At 70.9% G+C, this 19,653-nt stretch carries 18 protein-coding genes; 10 read left to right on the forward strand and 8 right to left on the reverse strand.

All coding sequences use genetic code 11. The features are described from left to right. Positions 1 to 5: 5 nt before the first annotated feature. The 4 genes from PV396_RS31395 to PV396_RS31410 form a co-directional block, all read right to left on the reverse strand. Complete coding sequence (locus tag PV396_RS31395; protein ID WP_319210641.1) at positions 6 to 386, reverse strand: Zn-ribbon domain-containing OB-fold protein; 381 nt, start codon at positions 384 to 386, stop codon at positions 6 to 8. A gap of 140 nt (positions 387 to 526) precedes the next feature. Continuing rightward, complete coding sequence (locus tag PV396_RS31400; RefSeq protein WP_319210643.1) at positions 527 to 1,222, reverse strand: TetR family transcriptional regulator; 696 nt, start codon at positions 1,220 to 1,222, stop codon at positions 527 to 529. A gap of 103 nt (positions 1,223 to 1,325) precedes the next feature. Beyond that, positions 1,326 to 2,612 carry a cytochrome P450 gene (locus PV396_RS31405; protein ID WP_319210399.1) on the reverse strand — a complete coding sequence of 429 codons (1,287 nt, stop codon included), beginning with the start codon at positions 2,610 to 2,612 and terminating at the stop codon, positions 1,326 to 1,328. A 73-nt stretch (positions 2,613 to 2,685) separates the two neighbouring features. Then, on the reverse strand, positions 2,686 to 4,056 hold the full coding sequence (locus PV396_RS31410; RefSeq protein ID WP_319210400.1) for a glutamine synthetase family protein: 1,371 nt from the start codon (positions 4,054 to 4,056) through the stop codon (positions 2,686 to 2,688). Between the two features lie 361 nt (positions 4,057 to 4,417). Here PV396_RS31410 and PV396_RS31415 point away from each other — a divergent pair, with 361 nt between their 5' ends. The 10 genes from PV396_RS31415 to PV396_RS31460 all read left to right on the forward strand — a co-directional run bounded on the left by PV396_RS31415 (position 4,418) and on the right by PV396_RS31460 (position 14,618). Continuing rightward, entirely contained in the window at positions 4,418 to 4,606 is a 189-nt protein-coding gene (locus PV396_RS31415; RefSeq protein ID WP_319210401.1) for a ferredoxin, read from the forward strand. A 1-nt stretch (position 4,607) separates the two neighbouring features. Continuing rightward, positions 4,608 to 5,852, forward strand: coding sequence for an NAD(P)/FAD-dependent oxidoreductase (locus PV396_RS31420; protein ID WP_319210402.1), 1,245 nt, complete (start codon positions 4,608 to 4,610; stop codon positions 5,850 to 5,852). Further along, positions 5,849 to 6,661: an acetoacetate decarboxylase family protein gene (locus PV396_RS31425; protein WP_319210403.1), complete on the forward strand. Its 813-nt coding sequence runs from the start codon at positions 5,849 to 5,851 to the stop codon at positions 6,659 to 6,661. Before PV396_RS31420 ends, PV396_RS31425 begins: the two co-directional genes overlap by 4 nt. 102 nt (positions 6,662 to 6,763) lie before the next feature. Next, a complete protein-coding gene (locus PV396_RS31430) occupies positions 6,764 to 8,230 on the forward strand; it encodes an aldehyde dehydrogenase (RefSeq protein ID WP_319210404.1) in 1,467 nt (488 codons plus the stop codon). Beyond that, positions 8,223 to 9,143, forward strand: a complete 921-nt coding sequence (locus PV396_RS31435) for a 3,4-dihydroxyphenylacetate 2,3-dioxygenase (protein ID WP_319210405.1) — start codon at positions 8,223 to 8,225, stop codon at positions 9,141 to 9,143. The genes PV396_RS31430 and PV396_RS31435 overlap by 8 nt, the downstream gene beginning before the upstream one ends. Before the next feature lies 1 nt (position 9,144). Beyond that, positions 9,145 to 9,990, forward strand: a complete 846-nt coding sequence (locus PV396_RS31440; RefSeq protein ID WP_319210406.1) for a fumarylacetoacetate hydrolase family protein — start codon at positions 9,145 to 9,147, stop codon at positions 9,988 to 9,990. A 26-nt stretch (positions 9,991 to 10,016) separates the two neighbouring features. Further along, positions 10,017 to 10,625, forward strand: coding sequence for a TetR/AcrR family transcriptional regulator (locus PV396_RS31445; protein ID WP_319210407.1), 609 nt, complete (start codon positions 10,017 to 10,019; stop codon positions 10,623 to 10,625). A gap of 179 nt (positions 10,626 to 10,804) precedes the next feature. Next, a complete protein-coding gene (locus tag PV396_RS31450; RefSeq protein WP_319210408.1) occupies positions 10,805 to 12,265 on the forward strand; it encodes an APC family permease in 1,461 nt (486 codons plus the stop codon). A 146-nt stretch (positions 12,266 to 12,411) separates the two neighbouring features. Further along, positions 12,412 to 13,902 carry an aldehyde dehydrogenase gene (locus PV396_RS31455; RefSeq protein WP_319210409.1) on the forward strand — a complete coding sequence of 497 codons (1,491 nt, stop codon included), beginning with the start codon at positions 12,412 to 12,414 and terminating at the stop codon, positions 13,900 to 13,902. Further along, a complete protein-coding gene (locus PV396_RS31460; RefSeq protein ID WP_319210410.1) occupies positions 13,899 to 14,618 on the forward strand; it encodes a gamma-glutamyl-gamma-aminobutyrate hydrolase family protein in 720 nt (239 codons plus the stop codon). The genes PV396_RS31455 and PV396_RS31460 overlap by 4 nt, the downstream gene beginning before the upstream one ends. A gap of 147 nt (positions 14,619 to 14,765) precedes the next feature. On the opposite strand, the gene PV396_RS31465 is transcribed toward PV396_RS31460, so the two are convergent. Genes PV396_RS31465 through PV396_RS31480 form a run of 4 tightly spaced genes read right to left on the reverse strand, consistent with a single transcriptional unit; the run spans position 14,766 to position 19,652 of the window. Continuing rightward, a complete protein-coding gene (locus PV396_RS31465) occupies positions 14,766 to 16,466 on the reverse strand; it encodes an amidohydrolase (RefSeq protein ID WP_319210411.1) in 1,701 nt (566 codons plus the stop codon). Beyond that, a complete protein-coding gene (locus tag PV396_RS31470; RefSeq protein ID WP_319210412.1) occupies positions 16,463 to 16,753 on the reverse strand; it encodes a hypothetical protein in 291 nt (96 codons plus the stop codon). Before PV396_RS31470 ends, PV396_RS31465 begins: the two co-directional genes overlap by 4 nt. A gap of 23 nt (positions 16,754 to 16,776) precedes the next feature. Further along, positions 16,777 to 17,766: an ABC transporter permease gene (locus PV396_RS31475; RefSeq protein WP_319210413.1), complete on the reverse strand. Its 990-nt coding sequence runs from the start codon at positions 17,764 to 17,766 to the stop codon at positions 16,777 to 16,779. Continuing rightward, positions 17,763 to 19,652: a sugar ABC transporter ATP-binding protein gene (locus PV396_RS31480; protein WP_319210414.1), complete on the reverse strand. Its 1,890-nt coding sequence runs from the start codon at positions 19,650 to 19,652 to the stop codon at positions 17,763 to 17,765. Before PV396_RS31480 ends, PV396_RS31475 begins: the two co-directional genes overlap by 4 nt. Between the last annotated feature and the right edge of the window lies 1 nt (position 19,653).

The following is a 19,653-nucleotide window of genomic DNA, read 5'->3' on the forward strand; positions in this document are numbered from 1 at the left end:
GAGGGTCAGAGCCAGGCGCGGTACGGCTCGTCCAGGAGCTGGAACACCGGCTCACCGCGTACGGGGTCCTTCGCGGTGGACAGCCGGACCCGGTCCCCGCTGTGGATGCCGGCTGCCGGGCCCATCACCCGGCCGCGTACGACGAAGCCCTCGGCCATCTCGACCAGCGACACATTGCGCGCGGCCGGAGTGTTCCGGTTGACGACCGTGGCGTGCCGGACGGTGCCCGCGCCCTCGCTGCGCTCCGTACGCAGATCGCTGCCCGCGCAGACCGGGCACAGCAGCCGGTGGTACATCGCGGTGCCGCACCAGCCGCAGCGCTGGAAGACCAGGGCGTTCGTGTCGTCCGGAGCGTCGAGCAGGCCGGTGGCGGAGCCGCCGGGCATCGGACGAGTGGCGCCTAGTGAGTGGTACACGGTGTCGTCTCCCTGCGCTCGGCCTGCTCCGAAGCGCGCGGTTCGCCGTGCCACCGCGCACAGCCTCAGCGTATGGCACTCAGTGTCATGCGTAAAGGCACTGCGTACCCTCAATTTTCGGACGGACCGGACTGGCCGGACGGAGTCGTGAGAGCGGACTCGATCTCCTGCACGACCCGCCACATGGGTGCCCCGCGCCGGGAGACGACGACCACCACGTCCTCGGGCTCGTCGCGGCCGGGGGACGCGGGCGGGGTGCCGAACGCGGCCCGCACATAGTCGAGGGCATGGTCGAAGGCCGTCGTCGCGTCGCCCTCCCCGTCCGAGCGCAGCCAGGAGCGCAGCGCGTTGTTGTGGGCCGCGACGACGGCCGCCGCGATCACGTCGGCCTGCAGCGTCCCGTCGGGCCGGCCCGCGAAACGCCCGCGCAGATACGCGGCCAGGGCGCGCTCGTACCGCCAGACCACCGACAGCTCGGAGGCGCGCAGCCCCGGGACCTTCTTGGTGAGGCGGTAGCGCTGGACGGAGAAGGCCGGGCTCTCCGCGTACATGAGCAGCACCATGCGGGCGGCGGCGCAGACCCGCCCGACCGGTTCCACGTCCTCGGCGCTGTCGGCGAGGTAGGCCGTCATGTCGGCCAGGCACCGCTCGTGGTCGGGGAAGACCACGTCCTCCTTCGAGGGGAAGTAGCGGAAGAAGGACCGCCGCCCGACCCCGGCCAGCGCCACGATGTCGTCCACGGTCGTCTGCTCGTAGCCCCGCTCCAGGAACAACTGGAAGGCCGCCGCGACCAGGGCGTCCCGCATGGGCGGTTTGGTCATGAACGGGAAACTAGCATCAGAGGGACGCTGATGGCACTCAGTGCGCTTCGGACGGGGAACGGAGTGCACTCCGTGTCCGGTCGACGGTTCACGCGAGGGTGACCTCCACCGGCAGCTTCTTGATCCCGTTGACGAAGTTCGAGCGCACCCTGGGGACGTCTCCCACCAGCCGGATGTCCGCGAGGCGCGGGATCAGCTCCTCGAACATGATCCGGATCTCGGTGCGGGCCAGCAGATTGCCCAGGCACAGGTGAGGACTGCCCTTGCCGAAGGTGACGTGGTCGTTGTCCGCGCGGGTGACGTCGAAGTCGTACGGATTGCCGAAGACCGTCTCGTCGCGGTTGCCGGAGGCGAACCACATGACGACCTTGTCGCCCTCCCTGAGCTGCTTGCCGCCCAGTTCGACGTCACGGGTCGCGGTGCGCCGGAAGTGGTAGACGGGGGAGGCCCAGCGCAGGAACTCCTCGACCGCCGTCGGGATCAGGGAAGGGTCGTCCCGCAGCCGGGCGAGCTGCTCGGGATGCTCGAGGAGGGCCAGCATGGAGTGGGTGATGGTGTGCCGGGTCGTCTCGTTGCCGGCGACCACGAGAAGCAGGAAGTAGTTGTCGAAGTCCTGCGCGGACAGCGGCACTCCGTCGCGCGGGATGGTGTTGACGAGCTTGGAGACGAGGTCCGTACCCTCACCGCCGCGTCGCTGTCGGGCCAACTCCCGTCCGTACTCGAAGACTTCGAGGGATGCGGGGGAACGGAAGGGCAGATCCCGGTACTTCTCGCTCTCCGCGCTGTGCAGCAGTACGTCGGCGTAGTCGGGATCGGTGTTGCCGATGATCCGGTTGCCCCAGTCGATGAGCTGCTGGTTGTCCTCCGGCGGGACGTCGAGCAGCCGGGCCAGGACGTTGATGGGGAAGTCGGCGGACACCTCCTTGACGAAGTCGAAACTCCCCTTCGCCAGCGCCGCGTCCAGGGTCTGCGCGGTGAGCCCGCGCAGGAAGTCCGTGTAGCTGTTGATGACACCGGCGCCGAACTGCCGCTGGATCACACTGCGCAGGGCCCGGTGCCGCACCCCGTCGAGCTCCAGGATGGACGCCCGCTTCTTGATCTGGTCCTCGTCGACCTCCTCGAGGTTGACGAACCTGGTGGAGGTGAATGTCTCCGCGTCACGGTCGACGCGCGCGATGTCCGCGTGCCGGGTCACCGCCCAGAAACCGGAGTTGGGCGCCTCCTCCGGCTGCCAGTGCACGGGGTCCTCGTGGCGCAGGGTGTGGAACATCCGCCAGGGCGTCACCCCGTCGGTGAAGTTGTCGAGGTCGGCGAGGTCGACGGCGGCGAGGGGGAGCGGCTCGTGGGCGGCGGGGGAGGGGAGGGTCTCGGTCATCGAAGGCTCCGGGAGGTCGTGCGGAGGAGATCGGGGGCGGGGGCGGTCGGAGGCTGGGTCGATCGGAGGGGGATCAGAGGTGGTACGCGTACTCGGTGAACTCCCAGTCCGTGACATGCCGCCCGAAGCGCTCGACCTCGTTGCGCTTGTACGCGAGGAACGAGGTGACGAAGTCCTTGCCGAGCACCTCGGTGAGCGCGGTGTCCGCCTCCAGGGCGTCGAGGGCGGCCGGCAGACTCATCGGCAGCACGGCGGACCTGTCCGTGTCGTAGCCGTAGCCCTCCAGCGGCGCCGACGGCTCCGCACCGGCCAGCACACCGAGCAGCACGGCGGCCACGGCACCCGCGATCGCGAGATACGGGTTGGCGCTGGCGTCGCCGAGCCGCAGTTCGAGCCGGGCACCGGACCCGCGCTCCGGCGGGACCCGGACCATGGCGCTGCGGTTGTCGAGCCCCCAGTCGATCAGCCAGGGCGCGAGGGTGTCGGGGCCGAAGCGCTTGTACGAGTTGACGGTCGGGTTGAGCAGCGCGGCCAGGGCGGGCGCGTGGGCGAGGAGACCGGCCGCCGCGTGCCGTGCCGTGGCGGAGAGCCCGTACGGGCCCGAGGGGTCGTCGAAGAGGTTGCGCCCGCCGTCGTCCCCCTCGGACGGTGAGTCGCAGGACAGATGGAGGTGGAAGCCGGAGCCGCCCGCGTCGTTGAAGGGCTTCGCCATGAACGTGGCGAGGCGGCCCTCCCTGCGGGCCAGCTCCTTGACCGCCGCCTTGAAACGGAAGGCGCGGTCGGCCGCCGACATGGCCTCCGAGTGCAGCAGGTTGATCTCGAACTGCCCGCCGTCGAACTCGTGGTTGCCGCTGAGCACGCCGAGGTTCAGATCGCGTACGTGGCGCAGGGTTCGCAGGAGATGGTTGTCGGGGTCGGCGCGCAGACCGGCCGTGTAGACGGCACCCGGCTCCCGGTTGTACCGCTGCCAGCCGCTCGCGCCCCCCGGCGCGGGGTCGCACAGGAAGTACTCCAGTTCGGGCCCGACGACGGGCCGCAGCCCGTGCTCGGCACAGCGGTCGAGGACCGCGCGGAGCAGATCGCGGGGCGATTCGGGCGCCGGTGAGCCGGTCGCCGGGTCGACGACGTCCCCGAGGCAGACCGCGACGCCGGGCTCCCAGGGCAGGGCGATCAGGGTGGAGAGATCGGGCCGTACGCAGACGTCGGGCAGGCCCGCGTCCAGGCCGCCGCTGACCGGGACGACGTCGCCCTGCGGGCTGGTGTGGTAGACGGCCCGGCAGAAGGCGAGCCCGTGTTCGCAGGCCCGCGGCAACTCGTCGACGAGCACGTCACGGGCGCGGTCGGTGCCGATGAGGTCGGGATACACCACCCGGACCACGTCGATCCCCTCGGCGGTGAGCCGCTCGATGTGCCGGCGGACTTCTGGAAGGTCGGTTGCGCTCACCGTTGTCTCCTCGGGCGGACGTCGGGCACCCCGGAACGGGGGTCCGGCAGGCGGGTGGCGTGGGGAGTACGGCCGGGGCGCTCGGTGCGGGCGGACATCCCGGGCTCGTTGTTTGATGCCAAACGGTATGGAGGAGTGGTCCGCCCCGCAAGGGGATCGGGAAAAGAATTTATCCATCCGGATAGCTATTGACCAGACTCCGACCGCTTCCTATCTTGTTTGAAGCCAAACGAATTGGGGGGCGGGTCACGCCGGCGGGTCGCGCCCCCTTTGGCCGGGGCCCGGTCCGACAGCGGTCGGGCCCCTCCCCACCCCTCACCCACACCCCGTTCCGACGCCCTCACCACCAGGAGGACCGGCCATGAAGGTCGTCGTCGACATGAACAAGTGCCAGGACCACGGCCAGTGCGTCTTCGCGGCACCCGACGTCTTCTCGATGGACGACGACGGCCATCTGCTCCACGTCTCCGACCCCGACGACGCGCTGCGCGACGAGGTCGAGGAGGCCGCGGACGTCTGCCCGCTCCAGGCCATCCGGATCGAGGACTGACATGACCGACGAGACGGACGCGCCCGCCGGGCGCGTGCTCGTCGTGGGCGCGTCCATGGCCGGACTGCGCGCCGCCGAGCAGCTGAGAGCGGCCGGCTGGACAGGGGCTGTCACGGTCGTCGGCGACGAGCCGCACATGCCCTACAACCGCCCCCCGCTGTCCAAGGAGGTGCTGGCCGGCAAGGCGGCCTTCGACTCCCTCCACTTCACCCCGAAGGCCTCGACCGCCGACGTCGAGTGGCGCCTCGGCACGAAGGCCGTCGCGGCCCGCTTCGACGAGCGGGCCGTCGACCTCGACGACGGCTCGACCCTCTCGTACGACGGTCTGGTCCTCGCCACCGGAACGCGCCCCCGGCGCCTGCGCTGCCCCGGTCCGCAGGCCGGCCGCCACACCGTACGCACCCTCGCCGACGCCGGCGGCCTGCGCGACGAGCTGACCCGGCCCGGCGTCAGGGTCGTCGTGGTCGGCGCCGGATTCATCGGCTGCGAGGTGGCCGCCACGGCCCTCGGGCTCGGCGTCGCCGAGGTCACTGTCGTCGACCCGCTGCCCTTGCCCATGGTGGGACCCCTCGGTGAGTTCCTCGCCCGCGCGCTGCTCATGCGGCACCAGGAACGCGGGGTGCGCTTCGCGCTCGGTACGGCGGTCGCCGGGTTCGAGGGCGACGACCGGGTCACCGGAGTCGTACTCGGCGACGGTACGGTCCTTGCGGCCGATGTCGTCGTGGAGTCGGTCGGTTCCGTCGCCAACGTCGAGTGGCTGGACGGCAACGGGGTCGACCTCGACGACGGTGTGCTCACCGACGAGTGGCTCAGGGTGGGCGGGCGCCCGGAGATCGTCGCGGTCGGCGACGTGGCCCGCTTCCCCAACGCCCGCTACGACGGCGTACCCCGCCGGGTCGAGCACTGGTCGATCCCGACGGACACCGCGAAGCACGCGGCGAAGTCGCTGACCGCTCATCTGGCGGGCAGGGAAGGTGAGTTGGCGCCTTTCGCGCCGCTGCCCACCTTCTGGAGCGACCAGCACGACTTCCGGCTCCAGTCCTTCGGGGCGCCCGTCCTCGGCCTCGACGACGTACGGGTCCTGGACGGCGAACCGGACGGAGACGTCCTCGTCGGCTACTACGCCGGTGACCGGCTCGTCGGTGTCGTCGCTCTCGGAGGACACGCCATGGCGACCAAGGCCGCCCGGTACCGCGCCGAACTGCTCGAGCAGCCCGCCCTCTTCGTCCAAGGAGCCGCCAAGTGACCAGTCCCCGTGGGTTCTTCCACCCCAAGACGGCGAGCGGTGCCTCGTCGCTCATCCCCGCGCCGCCCTGGCGCTACTCGGGCGACCTGCTGACGATCGAGTACCGCACGGACCCCGCGCGGGTGCGCGAACTCCTGCCCCAGCCGCTGGAGTTGGCCGACGAGGATCCCGGCGCGGTGGCCCTGATCTGGGCCGACTGGCAGTCCTGCTCGGGGGCGGGGGACGAGCTCCTTGATCCCGTGCGGGGCCAGTACAAGGAGGCGTTCGCGGTCGTCCGCTGCAAGTACCGGGGCGAGACGTACTCGCGGTGCGTCTACATCTGGGTCGACAAGGACTTCGCGATCGCTCGCGGGCTGCACCAGGGATACCCGAAGAAGCTCGGGTCGATTCACCAGACGCGGCCCCATCCGTTCGGGCCCGCTCCGCGGATCGAGGCGGGTGCTCGGTTCGGGGCGACCTTGGCGGCCGCGGACCGGCGGTTGGCGCAGGCCGTGGTGACTCTGCGGGAGCCTGCGGCGACTAACGGGTTCGTGAACGGGCATCCCATGGCTCATCATCGCTGGCTGCCGTCCATCGAGAGCGGCAAGGGGCTGGCTCTGGACGAGTTGATCGAGTCGGGGGCGGCGTCGTTCGAGGGTGGGCAGGCGTGGGTGGGGGACGCGTCGCTGGAGTTGTTCGACGCGCCTACGGAGGAGCTGGCTCGGCTGGAGGTTCGTGAGCCTATTGCCGCGTATTTCCGGCAGGTTGGCGTGGTTTGGGATGGTGGGCGGCTTCTGGAGTCGGGGACGTCCGGAGCGGGTGCTGGGTGAGGTTGTGGGTGGGTGCGGGTGCGTCGTGGCTTGTCGCGCAGTTCCCCGCGCCCCTAAAGGCAGGTCAGGAAGCCCGAACTTCGTTCAGTAGGAGCTGTTCTTATGTCTGACAAGGTTGTTGTCGCCGGGGTTTCCGTCGACACCCGGCATTGGATCGGTGGTGAGCGCGTCGCATCCGCCACCACCTTCACCGACATCTCGCCCATCGATGGCCGTGTCCTCGGGGAGATCGCTCGCGGTGGGCCCGCCGAGGCGGCTGCGGCCGTTGCCGCTGCCAAGGCGGCCTTTCCTGACTGGGCCGCGACCTCGCGTGTTCAGCGGGCCCGGCTCCTGCATGCCGTCGCCGACGGTGTCGAGAAGCGGATCGAGGAGTTGGCGGTCGTCGAGACCAACGACAACGGCGCGTTGCTCCGCTCGCACCGTCGGGGTGTGATGCCCCGGGTCGCGCACAACTTCCGTTTCTTCGCTGACTGGTTGCTGAAGCTGGACCACGAGGATTTCGAGACACGCGGTCACAGGAACCATGTCTCGTGGGACCCGGCGGGCCCGAGCGTTCTGATCACCCCGTGGAACGCGCCCCTGATGCTGGCCACCTGGAAGGTCGCCCCGGCGCTCGCCGCGGGCAACACGGTGGTCCTCAAGCCCGCCGAGTGGTCCCCGCTCACCGCGTCCCTGCTGGCCGACATCGCCGCCGAGGCGGGACTGCCCGCCGGGGTGCTGAACGTCGTCCAGGGCTACGGTTCCGAGATCGGCGACGCCCTCACCTCGCACCCGGACGTACGCCGGATCAGCTTCACCGGCTCCGTGCCGACCGCGAGGCACATCGCCGCTTCCGCCGCCGCCAACCTGACCCCGCTCAGCCTCGAACTCGGCGGAAAGTCACCGCTGTTGGTGTTCGCCGACGCCGATCTGGAACTGGCCGTCGACCTCGCCGTGGAGCAGTACGACAACGCCGGCCAGGTGTGTCTGGCCGCGACCCGCATCCTCGTCGAGGAGTCGATCGCCGACGAGTTCACCCGACGATTCATCGACAAGGCGACACGGCTGACGCAGGGTGATCCGCGCGACGAGGCCACCGATCTGGGCCCCAACATCCACCCCCGTCAGCTGGAGAAGATCGACGGGTTCGTGCAGCGGGCCCTCGCCGCCGGGGCACGGGCGGTGATCGGCGGGCATCCTGCGGAGGGCGGCGGGCAGTACTACGCGCCGACCCTGCTCACCGACGTCGCCCAGGACTCGGAGATCGTCCAGGAGGAGGTCTTCGGGCCCGTCCTCACCCTCCAGACCTTCACCGACGAGGACGAGGTCGTCCACCTGGCCAACGACACCCGGTTCGGGCTCGCCGCGACCCTCGCCACCGGTGACCCCGAACGCGCCGAACGCGTCACCGCGCGGCTCGTCGCGGGCACGATCTGGGTCAACTGCTTCTTCGTACGCGACCTCCAGGCGCCCTTCGGCGGGTCCCGTCTCTCCGGGGTGGGCCGCGAGGGCGGTACCTGGAGCTTCGACTTCTACTGCGACGTCAAGAACACCGTCACCGCGCCGAACGGATGGAACAACCATGGGTGAGATCGTCGGGGCGGGTCTGCTCGCCCACGTGCCCACCATCGTGCTGCCGAAGGCCGACCGGCTGGAGCTGAACGAGGGCAGGGAGATCACCCTCGTCACCGGACTCCAGCAGCTCAGGAGGGACGTTTTCGAGAGCGGCACCGCCGACGAGTACGACACCGTGGTCGTCCTCGACTCGCACTGGGCCACGACCGTCGAGTTCGTGGTCACCGCGCAGTCGCGCCGGGCCGGTCTCTTCACCTCCGAGGAACTGCCGCGCGGTATGTGCCGGATGCCGTACGACTACCCCGGGGATCCCGAACTCGCCCACAACATCGCCCAGTTCGCCGACAAGCACGGCACCTGGATCACTCCGATCGACGACGACCACCTGCCGGTGTACTACGCCACGATCAACCTCTGGAAGTACCTCGGCGAGGGACTGCCCGACAAGCGCTGGGTGACCGTCGGGGTCTGCCAGACCGGCGACATGGAGGACCATCTGCGGCTCGGGCGGGCGCTCGCCGACGGCATCGCCGCCACACCGGGACGCCGGGTCCTCGTCATCGCCTCCGGAGCCCTCTCGCACACCTTCTGGCCGCTGCGCCAGATCCGCGACCACGAATCCAGCGACCCGTCCCACATCTTCACGCCGGAGGCCCGCGCCGCCGACGAGGAACGCATCGCCTGGTTCAAGGAGGGCCGCCACGACCGGGTCCTCGACACGATGCCCGAGTTCTGGAAGTACAAGCCCGAGGCGAAGTTCTTCCACTATCTGATGCTGGCCGGCGCCCTCGGCGAACAGGGCTGCACCGCACCCGCCCGCCAGTACGGCGAGTACGAGAACTCCGTCGGCACCGGCCAGGTCCACCTGTGGTTCGACCGGCCCGCCGCCGGCTGGACCGCCCCCCGAACCCCCGTACAGGAGCCCTGACATGCCCGAGTACCGCCGTATCCTCCTCGACGGCGCCGCCGTCCAGGTCACCGTCGACGGGGACGAACTCGTCGCCGGTGACGGCCGCCGGGTGAAGGTGGAGGAGGCACGGCATCTGCCTCCCGTCGTGCCCTCCAAGATCGTCGCCGTGCATCTCAACCACCGCAGCAGGGTGGACGAGTTCCAGATTCGGCTCACACCCACCCCCACCTACTTCCACAAGCCGACCTCCGCCCTCAACTCGCACCAGGGCGCCGTCGTGCGTCCCGAGGGCTGCAAGTGGCTCAACTACGAGGGCGAGGTCGCCATCGTCATCGGGAAGACCGCGCGCAACATCTCACCGGCGGAAGCGGGGGAGTACATCGCCGGGTACACCGTCGCCAACGACTACGGCCTGCACGACTTCCGTGACACCGACGCCGGTTCGATGCTTCGGGTCAAGGGCTCCGACACGCTGTGCCCGCTCGGCCCCGGCCTGGTCACCGACTGGGACTTCCACGGCAAGTACCTGCGGACGTACGTCAACGGCGAGGTCGTACAGGACGGTTCGACGGACGAGATGGAGTGGGACATGCACTACCTCGTCGCCGACATCGCCCGCACCATCACGCTCCACCCCGGCGACGTACTCCTCTCCGGTACGCCAGCCAACTCCCGGCCCGTCCAGCCCGGCGACGTCGTCGAGGTCGAGGTCGAGGGGCTCGGCCGGCTGACGAACCACATCGTCACCGGGCCGACCCCGATCAGGACCGACGTCGGTGCGCAGCCCACCGAGTCCGAGGAGGTGCTGTCGACCGCGCTCGGCGGCGACTGGGAGTTCCGCGGCGTCCGGGCGCCACGGCGTTGACCGTGGTCACGGGTAGGGTCACGGGCATGACCGAGCCCGCCGCCCCGCGCCGCCCCCGCAAGCGCGTGACCTACGGCGCCGGCCGCGAGGCGCTGCTGAACGCCGCCGTACGTGTGGTGGCCCGCGGCGGACTCCGCAAGCTCACCTATCGGGCGGTCGCCGAGGAGGCGGGTGTCACCCACGGGCTCGTCGTGCACCACTTCGGTTCGCGCGACGCGCTGATCGAGGAGGCGCTCACCCACGCCATCCGCTCCTCCCTGACCAGCAGCGACCTCGAGACCGGCACGGGCAGGGCCGCCGACTTCTCAGCCGGGCTGCCGGAGATGGTGGAGAGCGGCCCGGACCTCCAGGCATTCCAGTACGAACTGCTGCTGGAGTCCCGCCGCACGCCCGAGCTGCTCCCGCACCTGCGCGCCCTGTACGAGGACGAGTACTTCGAGGCCACCCGGCGCGAGCTCGCCCAACTGCTGCCGGGGACGGTCAGCGAGGGCCTGACCCGCATGGTCTTCGCCACCCTGGAGGGCTTGGTCCTGCACCAGCTCGTGTTCGGCGAGCGCGAGACCATCGAGGACGCCCTCGACGAACTGCGGGGCGTCCTGCGGCTTCTGGCCGCCGACCGCGGCGGCGAGGCCTGAGCCTTCTCCGGCCGACCACGGCCCCCCGGCAACACCCGACGGTGCCGGAATCACCGCGCCGAGAACACCGCGCTGCAAAACAGCGCCGAACCCCTTGCCAAACGGATAGTTCCACCCCACCATGAGGCAACTCGTTTGGCCTGAAACGATTACCCCTCTTCCCTTGGCAGGTGATCCGAGTGGACAGTCGAACGGTCTCCCCAGAACAGACCGCGCGGGACGCATCCACCGCAGGCAAGCTCAAGCCCAACGCCCTCGGCGTACTGGGCATCCTCTTCCTCGTCCTGTCCGCCCAGGCGCCGCTCACCGGCATCGCCGGATCGGTCCCCATCTCCGTCGCGATCGGCAACGGCCCCGGCACGGCCGGCGCGTATGTGCTGGTCGGCGTGGTGACCCTGCTCTTCGCCGTCGGCTTCGTCACCATGGGCCGCCATGTCGTCGACGCGGGCGCCTTCTACACGTACATCGGCAAAGGGCTCGGGCGGACCGCCGGCGCCGGCAGCGCGGGCGTCGCCCTCTTCGCGTACTGCGCCATCCAGGCCGCGATGTACGGGCTGTACGGCGCCATCGTCAACGGCCTGGTCAGCGCCCATACGGGGCTCGACCTGCCGTGGTGGGTTTGGTCGCTGGCCACGATGGCCGTCGTGCAGCTGCTCGGCGCCACCGGCATCGACATGGGCGCCAGACTGCTCGCGGTGTTCGTCCTGGCCGAGTTCAGCATCCTGCTGGTCTTCAGCCTGGTCACCCTCGTCAAGGGCGGCGGACCGGAGGGACTCGGGATCTCGGAGACCTTCTCACCGAGCGCGGTGACCCAGGGCGCGCCCGGCGTGGCCGTGATGTTCGCCCTCGCGTCCATGTTCGGCTTCGAGGCCACCGCGATCTACGGCGAGGAGGCGCGCGAACCGAAGAAGACCGTCCCACGGGCCACCTATCTGGCGATCGTCGTGGTCGTCGGCTTCTTCGCCCTGACCTCCTGGATGCTGGTCTCCGCGCACGGCCCCTCGACGGCCGTCGAGGCGGCGGGCAAGGCGCTGGAGAGCGGCGACTCGACCGCGTTCGTCTTCGCGCCGATCGCCGCCGAGTTCGGGAACTGGGTCAACGACGTCCTGCCGGTCCTGCTGGCCACCTCCCTCTTCGCCGGCCTCCTCACCTTCCACAACTCGGCCAACCGCTATCTGTTCTCGCTGGGCCGCGACGGGCTGCTCCCCGCCCGCCTCTGTACGCTCAACAGCCGCCGCTCGCCCTGGGTGGCGGGCTGCGTGCAGACGGCCGTCGCGGTGGCCCTGGTGACTCCGTTCGCCTTCGCCGGCAAGGACCCCGTCCTGACGCTCTTCTCCTGGTTCAGCGGGGTCGCCGTCCTCGGGATGATGCTCCTGTACCTGCTGACCTCGGTGTCCGTGGTCGTCTTCTTCCGCCGCGAACGCCTCGACACGCGCCTGTGGAACACCCTGATCGCCCCCGCCCTGGCCACGGTCGCCGTCGCGGGTGCCGTCTGGCTGATCCTCGACAACTTCACCACCCTCATCGGCGGTGACAGCGACACCGCCCTGTGGCTGGAGCTGACCGTCCCGGCCGTCATGGCCCTCGGGCTCGTCACCGCCCGGCTGACCCGCCCGCGCGTACCGGCCGCCGACGCCTGACCAGGCCGCGCGCACGCCTCCGGAGCGACACCGCCCGCTCCGGAGGCATTCACCGGCGTTCCCGTCCCGGCCACCCGTCTCGGCACACCCGTCTCCGCCAACCGGCCCGGCCACTCACCACCCATCCATCTCTTCTGGAGGCCCGCATGTCGCCTGTCACCCACGACGAGTGGCTCCGCCGAGCCAAGGCGCCGACGGTGCACGGCGCACACCACATCGACGGCCGGGACGAACCCGGCGGCGGCGCCACCTTCGCCGTCGTCTCGCCACGAGACGGCCAGGTGCTGACCGAGGTGGCCGACGGCGGACCCGCAGAGGTCGACGCCGCCGTGGCCGCCGCCCGCCGGGCCTTCGACACCGGGCCCTGGCCGCGCCTGGCGCCCGCCGACCGGGGCCGGGTGCTGCTGCGCCTGGCCGAACTCCTCGAAGAACAGCGTGAGTCGCTCGCCCTGACCGTGACCCTGGAGATGGGCAAGCCGATCACGGACGCGCACGACATCGAACTGCGCGCCGCCATCAACACCTTCCGCTGGTACGGGCAGTTGGCGGACAAACTCACCGACGAGTCCCCGCACACCGCCCCCGACGCGCTCGCCCTCGTCACCCGCGAACCGGCCGGCGTCGTCGGCGCGGTCGTCCCCTGGAACTTCCCTCTCACCCTGGCGAGTTGGAAGATCGCCCCGGCTCTCGCCGCAGGCTGCACCGTCGTACTGAAGCCGTCGGAGAACTCCCCGCTGTCGGCTCTCCTCCTCGGCCGGCTCGGCACCGAGGCCGGGCTGCCCCCGGGAGTCCTCAACGTCGTCGCCGGGGACGGACCGGGCGCCGGACGCGCCCTCGGACTCCACCCCGACATCGACGTACTGGCGTTCACCGGTTCCACGGCGGTCGGCCGGCACTTCCTTCACTACTCCGCCGACTCCAACCTCAAGCGCGTCTGGCTGGAGCTGGGCGGCAAGTCGCCCAACATCGTCCTTCCCGACGCCCCCGACCTGGAGAAGGCCGCCGCGACCGCCGCCTGGGGCATCTTCTTCAACCAGGGCGAGATGTGCACCGCGCCGTCGCGGCTCCTGGTCCACTCCTCCGTCGCCGAGCAGGTCACCGAGGCGATCGTCCGCCGCGCGCGCGAACTGCGCGTCGGCGACCCCCTCGACCCCGCCACCGAGATGGGCGCACTGGTCGGGGAGGCCCACCTGGGCCGCGTACTCGACCACATCGGAACGGGCCGGGAGGAAGGCGCCCGACTGCGCACCGGGGGCACGCGTGTCCTGGAGAGCACCGGCGGCACCTACCTGGCCCCCACCGTCTTCGACCAGGTCGGCCCGGGCTCGCGCCTCGCCCGCGAGGAGATCTTCGGCCCGGTCCTGTCCGTCCTCACCTTCGACGACGTCGACGAGGCGGTACGGCTGGCCAACGACACCGAGTACGGCCTCGCCGCCGGTCTGTGGACCTCCGACCTGACCACCGCCCACCGGGTCTCGCGGGCGCTGAAGGCCGGCACGGTCTGGGTCAACTGCTACGAGGAGGGCGACCTGACCGTCCCCTTCGGCGGCGTGAAGCAGTCCGGCAACGGCCGCGACAAGTCCGCGCACGCCCTCGAGAAGTACACCGACCTCAAGACCACCTGGATCCAGCTGTGACCGCCGCCTCCGCCCGCCCTCTCATCGCCGTCCCGGCACGCTTCGCCGCGTCCACGTCCGCGCTGCGGTACGCCGCCGAGGTGAACGCCCGCGCCCTGATCGAGGCCGTCTGGCGCGCGGGCGGCGAACCGGCGACCATCCACCCCGCGGACTGCACCGACACCGAGGCCGCCGCCCGCCTCGCCCGGTTCGACGGCATCCTGCTCCCCGGCGGCGGCGACCTCGCCCCGCACCGCTACGGCGCCGCCCACACCCACGACTCGGTGTACGACGTCGACGAACTCCAGGACTCCTTCGACCTCCAAGTCGCCCGCACCGCCCTGGAGTCGGGCGTCCCGCTGCTCGCGATCTGCCGCGGCATGCAGGTCGTCAGCGTCGCCCTGGGCGGCACCTTGCAGCAGGACATGGGCGGCCCGGAGCGCGAACACCGGCACGTCGTCCACCCGGTGACGATTCGTCAGAACTCGCTACTGTCCCGGGTCGTCGGCGCGGAGAAGGCGGAGGTGTCCTGCTACCACCACCAGCGCGTCGACCGCCCGGGCACCGGCCTGGTGGTCACCGCGACCGCGGTGGACGGCACGATCGAGGCAGTCGAACTCCCGCACACGAAGGGTTGGTTCGCTGCTGTCCAGTGGCACCCCGAGGACACGGCACACGAAGACCCGGCCCAACAGGCCCTGTTCGACGCGCTGGTGGAGGCGGCACGGGTGAGCTGAGCCGAGCGCGGACCGTGCCCCACGTCCCGCAAGGGGGCACGGGGCACGGTCAAGTGCAACTCGGCCGCAGGTACAGCTCGGCCGCAGGGCAGCGACGCTCCCCCCAACCGGTCCGGCCGCCGAAGAGCGGCCCCTCCGGCAGAGCGCTCACTCCCGCTCGAAGACCACCCGCCCGTCGAACACCGTGAGATCCACCTCGACGTCGGTGATGTCGTGCGGGTCAAGACCCAGCAGCGGCCGGTCCAGCACACACAGATCGGCCACCTTGCCCGCCTCGATCGTGCCCTTCCAGTCCTCCGCGAAGTCCTGCCAGGCCGGCGTCGCCGTGTAGGCGCGCAGCGCCTCGGCGAGGGTCACGCACTGCTCGGGCCCGCTGGCCCGGCCGCTCGCCTTCGACTCGCGCAGCAGCATCGCGGCCACCCCCTGGCGCCAGTCCGGCTTGGTGACCGGCGCGTCGGAACTCGCGCACACCCGCACCCCGGCCTCGATCGCCGACCGCACCGGCCACTGGTACGCCGACCGTACGGGTCCCACGACCTCGTCCATCAGATCGGAGATGGTCCACTTGATGGCGGGGTTCATATTGACCCCGTACCCGTGCGCCGCCAGTTTCGCCAGGCTCTCCCGCCCGATGAAGTCACCGTGGATGACGTAGTGCCGGGCGTCGGCGCGGGGCGCGGCAGCCTCGGCGTCGACGAACGCGTCCACGACGGTGTCGATCGCCCGGTCCCCGGTGACGTGCACGCCGAGCTGGAAACCGGCCTCGTGCGCGACCTGGATCATCTCCCGCAACTCGTCCACCTGGAGGTCGGGTGTGGACCCGTGCACGCAGAGCGCGCCGTGGCCGCCCTCGGGATACGGGTCGTTCATCCAGGCCGTACGGTTCGGCGGGACCCCGTCGGCGAAGATCTTGACGCCGATCGCGTTGAGCCGCCGGAGGTCGGCGGACTCCGGCCGGCGCAGCTCAGCCAGCCCCTTGCGTACGTCGTCGGCGGAGCCGCCCATCGGGGCGGGCAGCAGCAACACGCTGATTCTGGCGTCCAGTTCACCTTCGGCGGCCAGTTCGGCGTACGCGGTCCAGTTGTCGGTGCTCAGCCCGCCGGAGAAGGTGCCGGCACCGCCCGGCCCGAGCCCGGGCTCGGTGTAACTGGTGATCCCGCGCGAATGCAGCTCTTCGATCACCCCCTGGATGGCCCGGCGCCGCTCGGCGACGCCGGGGGAGGGCAGCCCGGACTGCACGAGCCCCTGCGCGGCCTCGCGCAGGATGCCCGTTGGCTGCCCGTCCGGGCCGAGGTCGATGACACCGCCGCCCGGCGCCGCACTCTCCGCGTCGATCCCGCAGGCGCGCAGGGCCGCGCTGTTGAGCCACGCCATGTGCGCGGAGAAGTCGGTCAGACAGACGGGGTGGTCCGGGGCGACCTCGTCCAGGTCCCGTCGGTGCGGAAACCGTTGTGGATCGGCGAGACACTCCGCCAGATACCCGGGGTCCCAGCCCAGCCCGACCACCCATTCACCGGGCGGCGCGTCGTGGACCGCCCGCTCCACGGCGTCCGCGATGTCGGCGATCGAGGCGACCGTGGGGTGGCCGACATCGATGGCGAAGGGCGGCTTCGTCATCCCGTACGCGGCTCCATGCAGGTGTGAGTCGTTGATACCGGGAAGCACCGTACGGCCGTCGAGTTCGACGATGCGGGTGTCCGGGCCGGCGAGGGCGCGCACCTCGGTGTCGGTCCCGACGGCGACGATGTCCCGGCCGCGCACGGCGACGCCTTCCGCCACGGTGAAGTCGCGGTCGACGGTGAGGATTTGACCGCCGGTCAGGATCAGGGTGGGAGAGCTGTCGCTCACGCGGAAACCTCTTTCGTGCAGTTCACGGTGTTGATGGTGTTCACAGTTGTGGGGGTGTTGACGGCGGTCACGGCAGCAGGGGTGTTGACGCCGGTGTCGGCCGCAGGGGTGTTAACCGTGTTCACGGCCGCCGTGGTGTGGGTCGTGGCGCCGACCGCAGTGGTGTTGACCGGGTTGTCCTCCGCAGTGGTGTTGACCGTGGTGTCGGCCGCAACCGCGTTGACCGTGGTGTCGGCCAAAACGGTGTTGACGGCGACGACGGCCGCAACGGTGTTGACCGAGTTCACAGCCAACAGACCGGCAGCAGCATTCACCGGCCCGCCCGGCCCGACCCGGGCGCGAAGTGCGCGAGCGCCGCGCCCGCCACCAGCGCGGTCCCCTGTGCCATCTGCTGCCAGAAGGTGGGCACGTCGAGCAGGGTCAGCCCGTTCTGCAGGCTGCCGAGGAACAGCACGCCCAGCAGCACCCCGAGGACCGACCCCGATCCACCGCTGAGCGCGACCCCGCCCAGCAGCACGGCCGTGAGCACGGTCAGTTCGAAGCCCGCCCCCGAGGTCCCCCCGACCGCGCTGTCCAGCACGGACGCCTTGATGGCCCCGGCGAGCGCTGCCGCCACGCCGGTGACGACGAAGAGCGCGAAGGGCGTACGCCGGATGCTGATCCCCGACAGATATGCGGCCTCCCGGTTGACCCCGATCGCGAAGACATGCCGCCCGGCCGGTGTGAACGCCAGGAACAGGGCGCCCGCGACCAGTACGACCGCCGCGATGACGACAGGCGCCGCGATCCCGGCTATCCGCGACCCGCCCAGCCACGCGAACCCCGTCCCGAACCCGCTGAGCGGCAACGGGAAGAGCTGCTGTGCGAGACCGCGTACGGCGGTCAGCATGCCCAGCGTCACGATGAACGCCGACAGTCCGAAGTAGCAGCACAGCACCCCGTTCACCGCCCCGACGGCCGCCCCGGCGGCCAGCCCGCCCAGCACGGCGACGACCGGTGACTGCCCCTGCCCGGCGAGCCAGCCGGCGACCAGCCCGCCGAGGGCGAGTGTCGAACCGACGGACAGATCGAGATACCCGCTGATCACCAGCAGTGCGAGAGGCACGGCCACGATGGCGAGGGTGGCCGCGTCGGTGGCGATCCCGCGCAGATTGGCCGGGTCGAGGAAGCTGCCCGTAGACAGCTGGAAGACCAGCACCATCACGGCCAGCACCAGGATCAGCGGATGCCGTCGCACGGTACCGAGACCGCCCGCGGCGAGGGCGCGCGGGCGCACGAGGACGGAGTCGGCGGTGGTCATACTGCTCCTTCGGCGGTGACGGACTGCTGGTGTGCGGGTGGGACGTCGCAGTTCTCCGAGTTCTCCGAGTTCTCCGAGTTCTCCGAGTTCTCGGAGGTCTCGGAGGCCGCCGAGGTCTCGGACGTCTTGGGGGATGCCGAGGCGTCGTGCACGGCCGACAGCAGGGCCTCCTCCGTGAGTTCGGCTCCGGACAGCTCACCGACGACCCGGCCCCCGGCGACGACCAGGCACCGGTCGGCGAGCTCGACGATCTCCTCCGGGTCGCTGGACGCGAACAGCACGGCCGTGCCTCGGTCGTCGGCGAGGGAGCGTACGACCCGGTAGATCTCCTGCCGGGCGCCCACGTCGACGCCCTGGGTCGGCTCGTCCAGGAGCAGTGCGCGGAGGTCCCTGGTGTCGTTGATCCACCGGCCGAGGACCAGCTTCTGCTGGTTGCCGCCGGAGAACGAGGCCGCCGGCAGCCGGGGGCTTGCCGGACGCAGGCCGACCGCGCCGGCCAGCGTGTCGAACACCCGCCGCTCGCTGCCGAGTGACCGTACGCCGTACCGGGACAGCGGGCGCACTGCCGGAAGCAGCGCGTTGTCCCGGGCACTCAACGTCGGGAACAGCCCCTGTCTGCGCCGGTCCGCCGGTACGAGGGCGATCCCGGCGGCCAGCGCGTCGCCGGGCCGGGTGGCCCTGACGGTACGGTCACCGACCCGCACGGTGCCGCCGGACGCGCGGCGCCTGCCGTACAGGGTCTCCAGGATGCGCGTACGGCCGGAGCCGATGAGCCCGTACAGCCCGACGCGCTCACCGCTGCCCACGGTGAGGGTGACGGGCCCGAAGCCGGGACCACGCAGGCCCTCCAGGACCAGTCCGCCGTCGGGTGAACCCACACCCCGCGCCACTGGAGCAGCGGGGGAGACCGTGGCACGGGGTGTGGTGTCGGTGTCGGAACCACGGGCCGGCGCCTCGGCGCCGACCAGGCTGTGTCCCTCGGATACGTCGATCGGCCGCTCCTCGGCGGGCGCGTCGATCGGCTGGTGCCCGGCGGATTCGTCGATCGGCCGGTCTCCGGCGGATACCTCGATCGGCCGATTGCCGCCGGGCCCGCCAGTCGTCCGTTTCCCGCCGGGCACGCCGGGCGCGCCGGCCGTCCGGTTCCCCACGGGCGGCTCGGCCGGGCGTCCGGCGATTGCGGCGACCAGGTCGCGTCGGCTCTGGCCCGCGCCCACCACGTGGTGGGCGACCCGGCCGTCCCGCAGTACGGTGACCGCGTCCGCCAGCCGCTCCACCTCCGCGAGCAGATGCGTGACGTAGACGACGGCCAGGCCCTGGGCGCGCAGGTCCTCGACCCGCTCGGCCAGGGCGTCGCTCTCGGCGGTGGACAGGGCGGCGGTCGGCTCGTCGAGGACCAGGACCGAGGCGCTGCGACTGAGCGCCTTGGCGATCTCCACCAACTGCCGCTGTCCCATGGGGAGTTCACCCACCCGGTCGCGGGGTGAGCAGGTCGCCGCCACCCGTTCCAGGAGGCCGGCGGCCACCTCCTCCTGGGCGCGGCGGTCGATCCGGCCGTACCGGGTCCACTCCTGGCCGAGGAAGATGTTCTCGGAGACGGTGAGCGCGTCGACCACGCTCAGCGTCTGGAAGATGATCGCCACGCCCGCCGTGATCGACTCGCGGGGGCTCAGCCGCTCGTACGCGCGCCCGCCGACTTCGATCGTGCCAGCGTCCGGCGGGAACGCGCCGCCCAGGCACTTGATGAGCGTCGACTTGCCGGCGCCGTTGTGCCCGAGCAAGGCGTGGACCTGTCCCATCGGCACGGTCAGGTCCACGCCGTCCAGGGCCCGGACCCCGCCGAAGGACTTGGTCAGTCCGCGGATCCGGAGACTCACCTCGGTCATG

This window comes from Streptomyces sp. ME02-8801-2C (assembly GCF_033793965.1).
Lineage (GTDB): Bacteria > Actinomycetota > Actinomycetes > Streptomycetales > Streptomycetaceae > Streptomyces.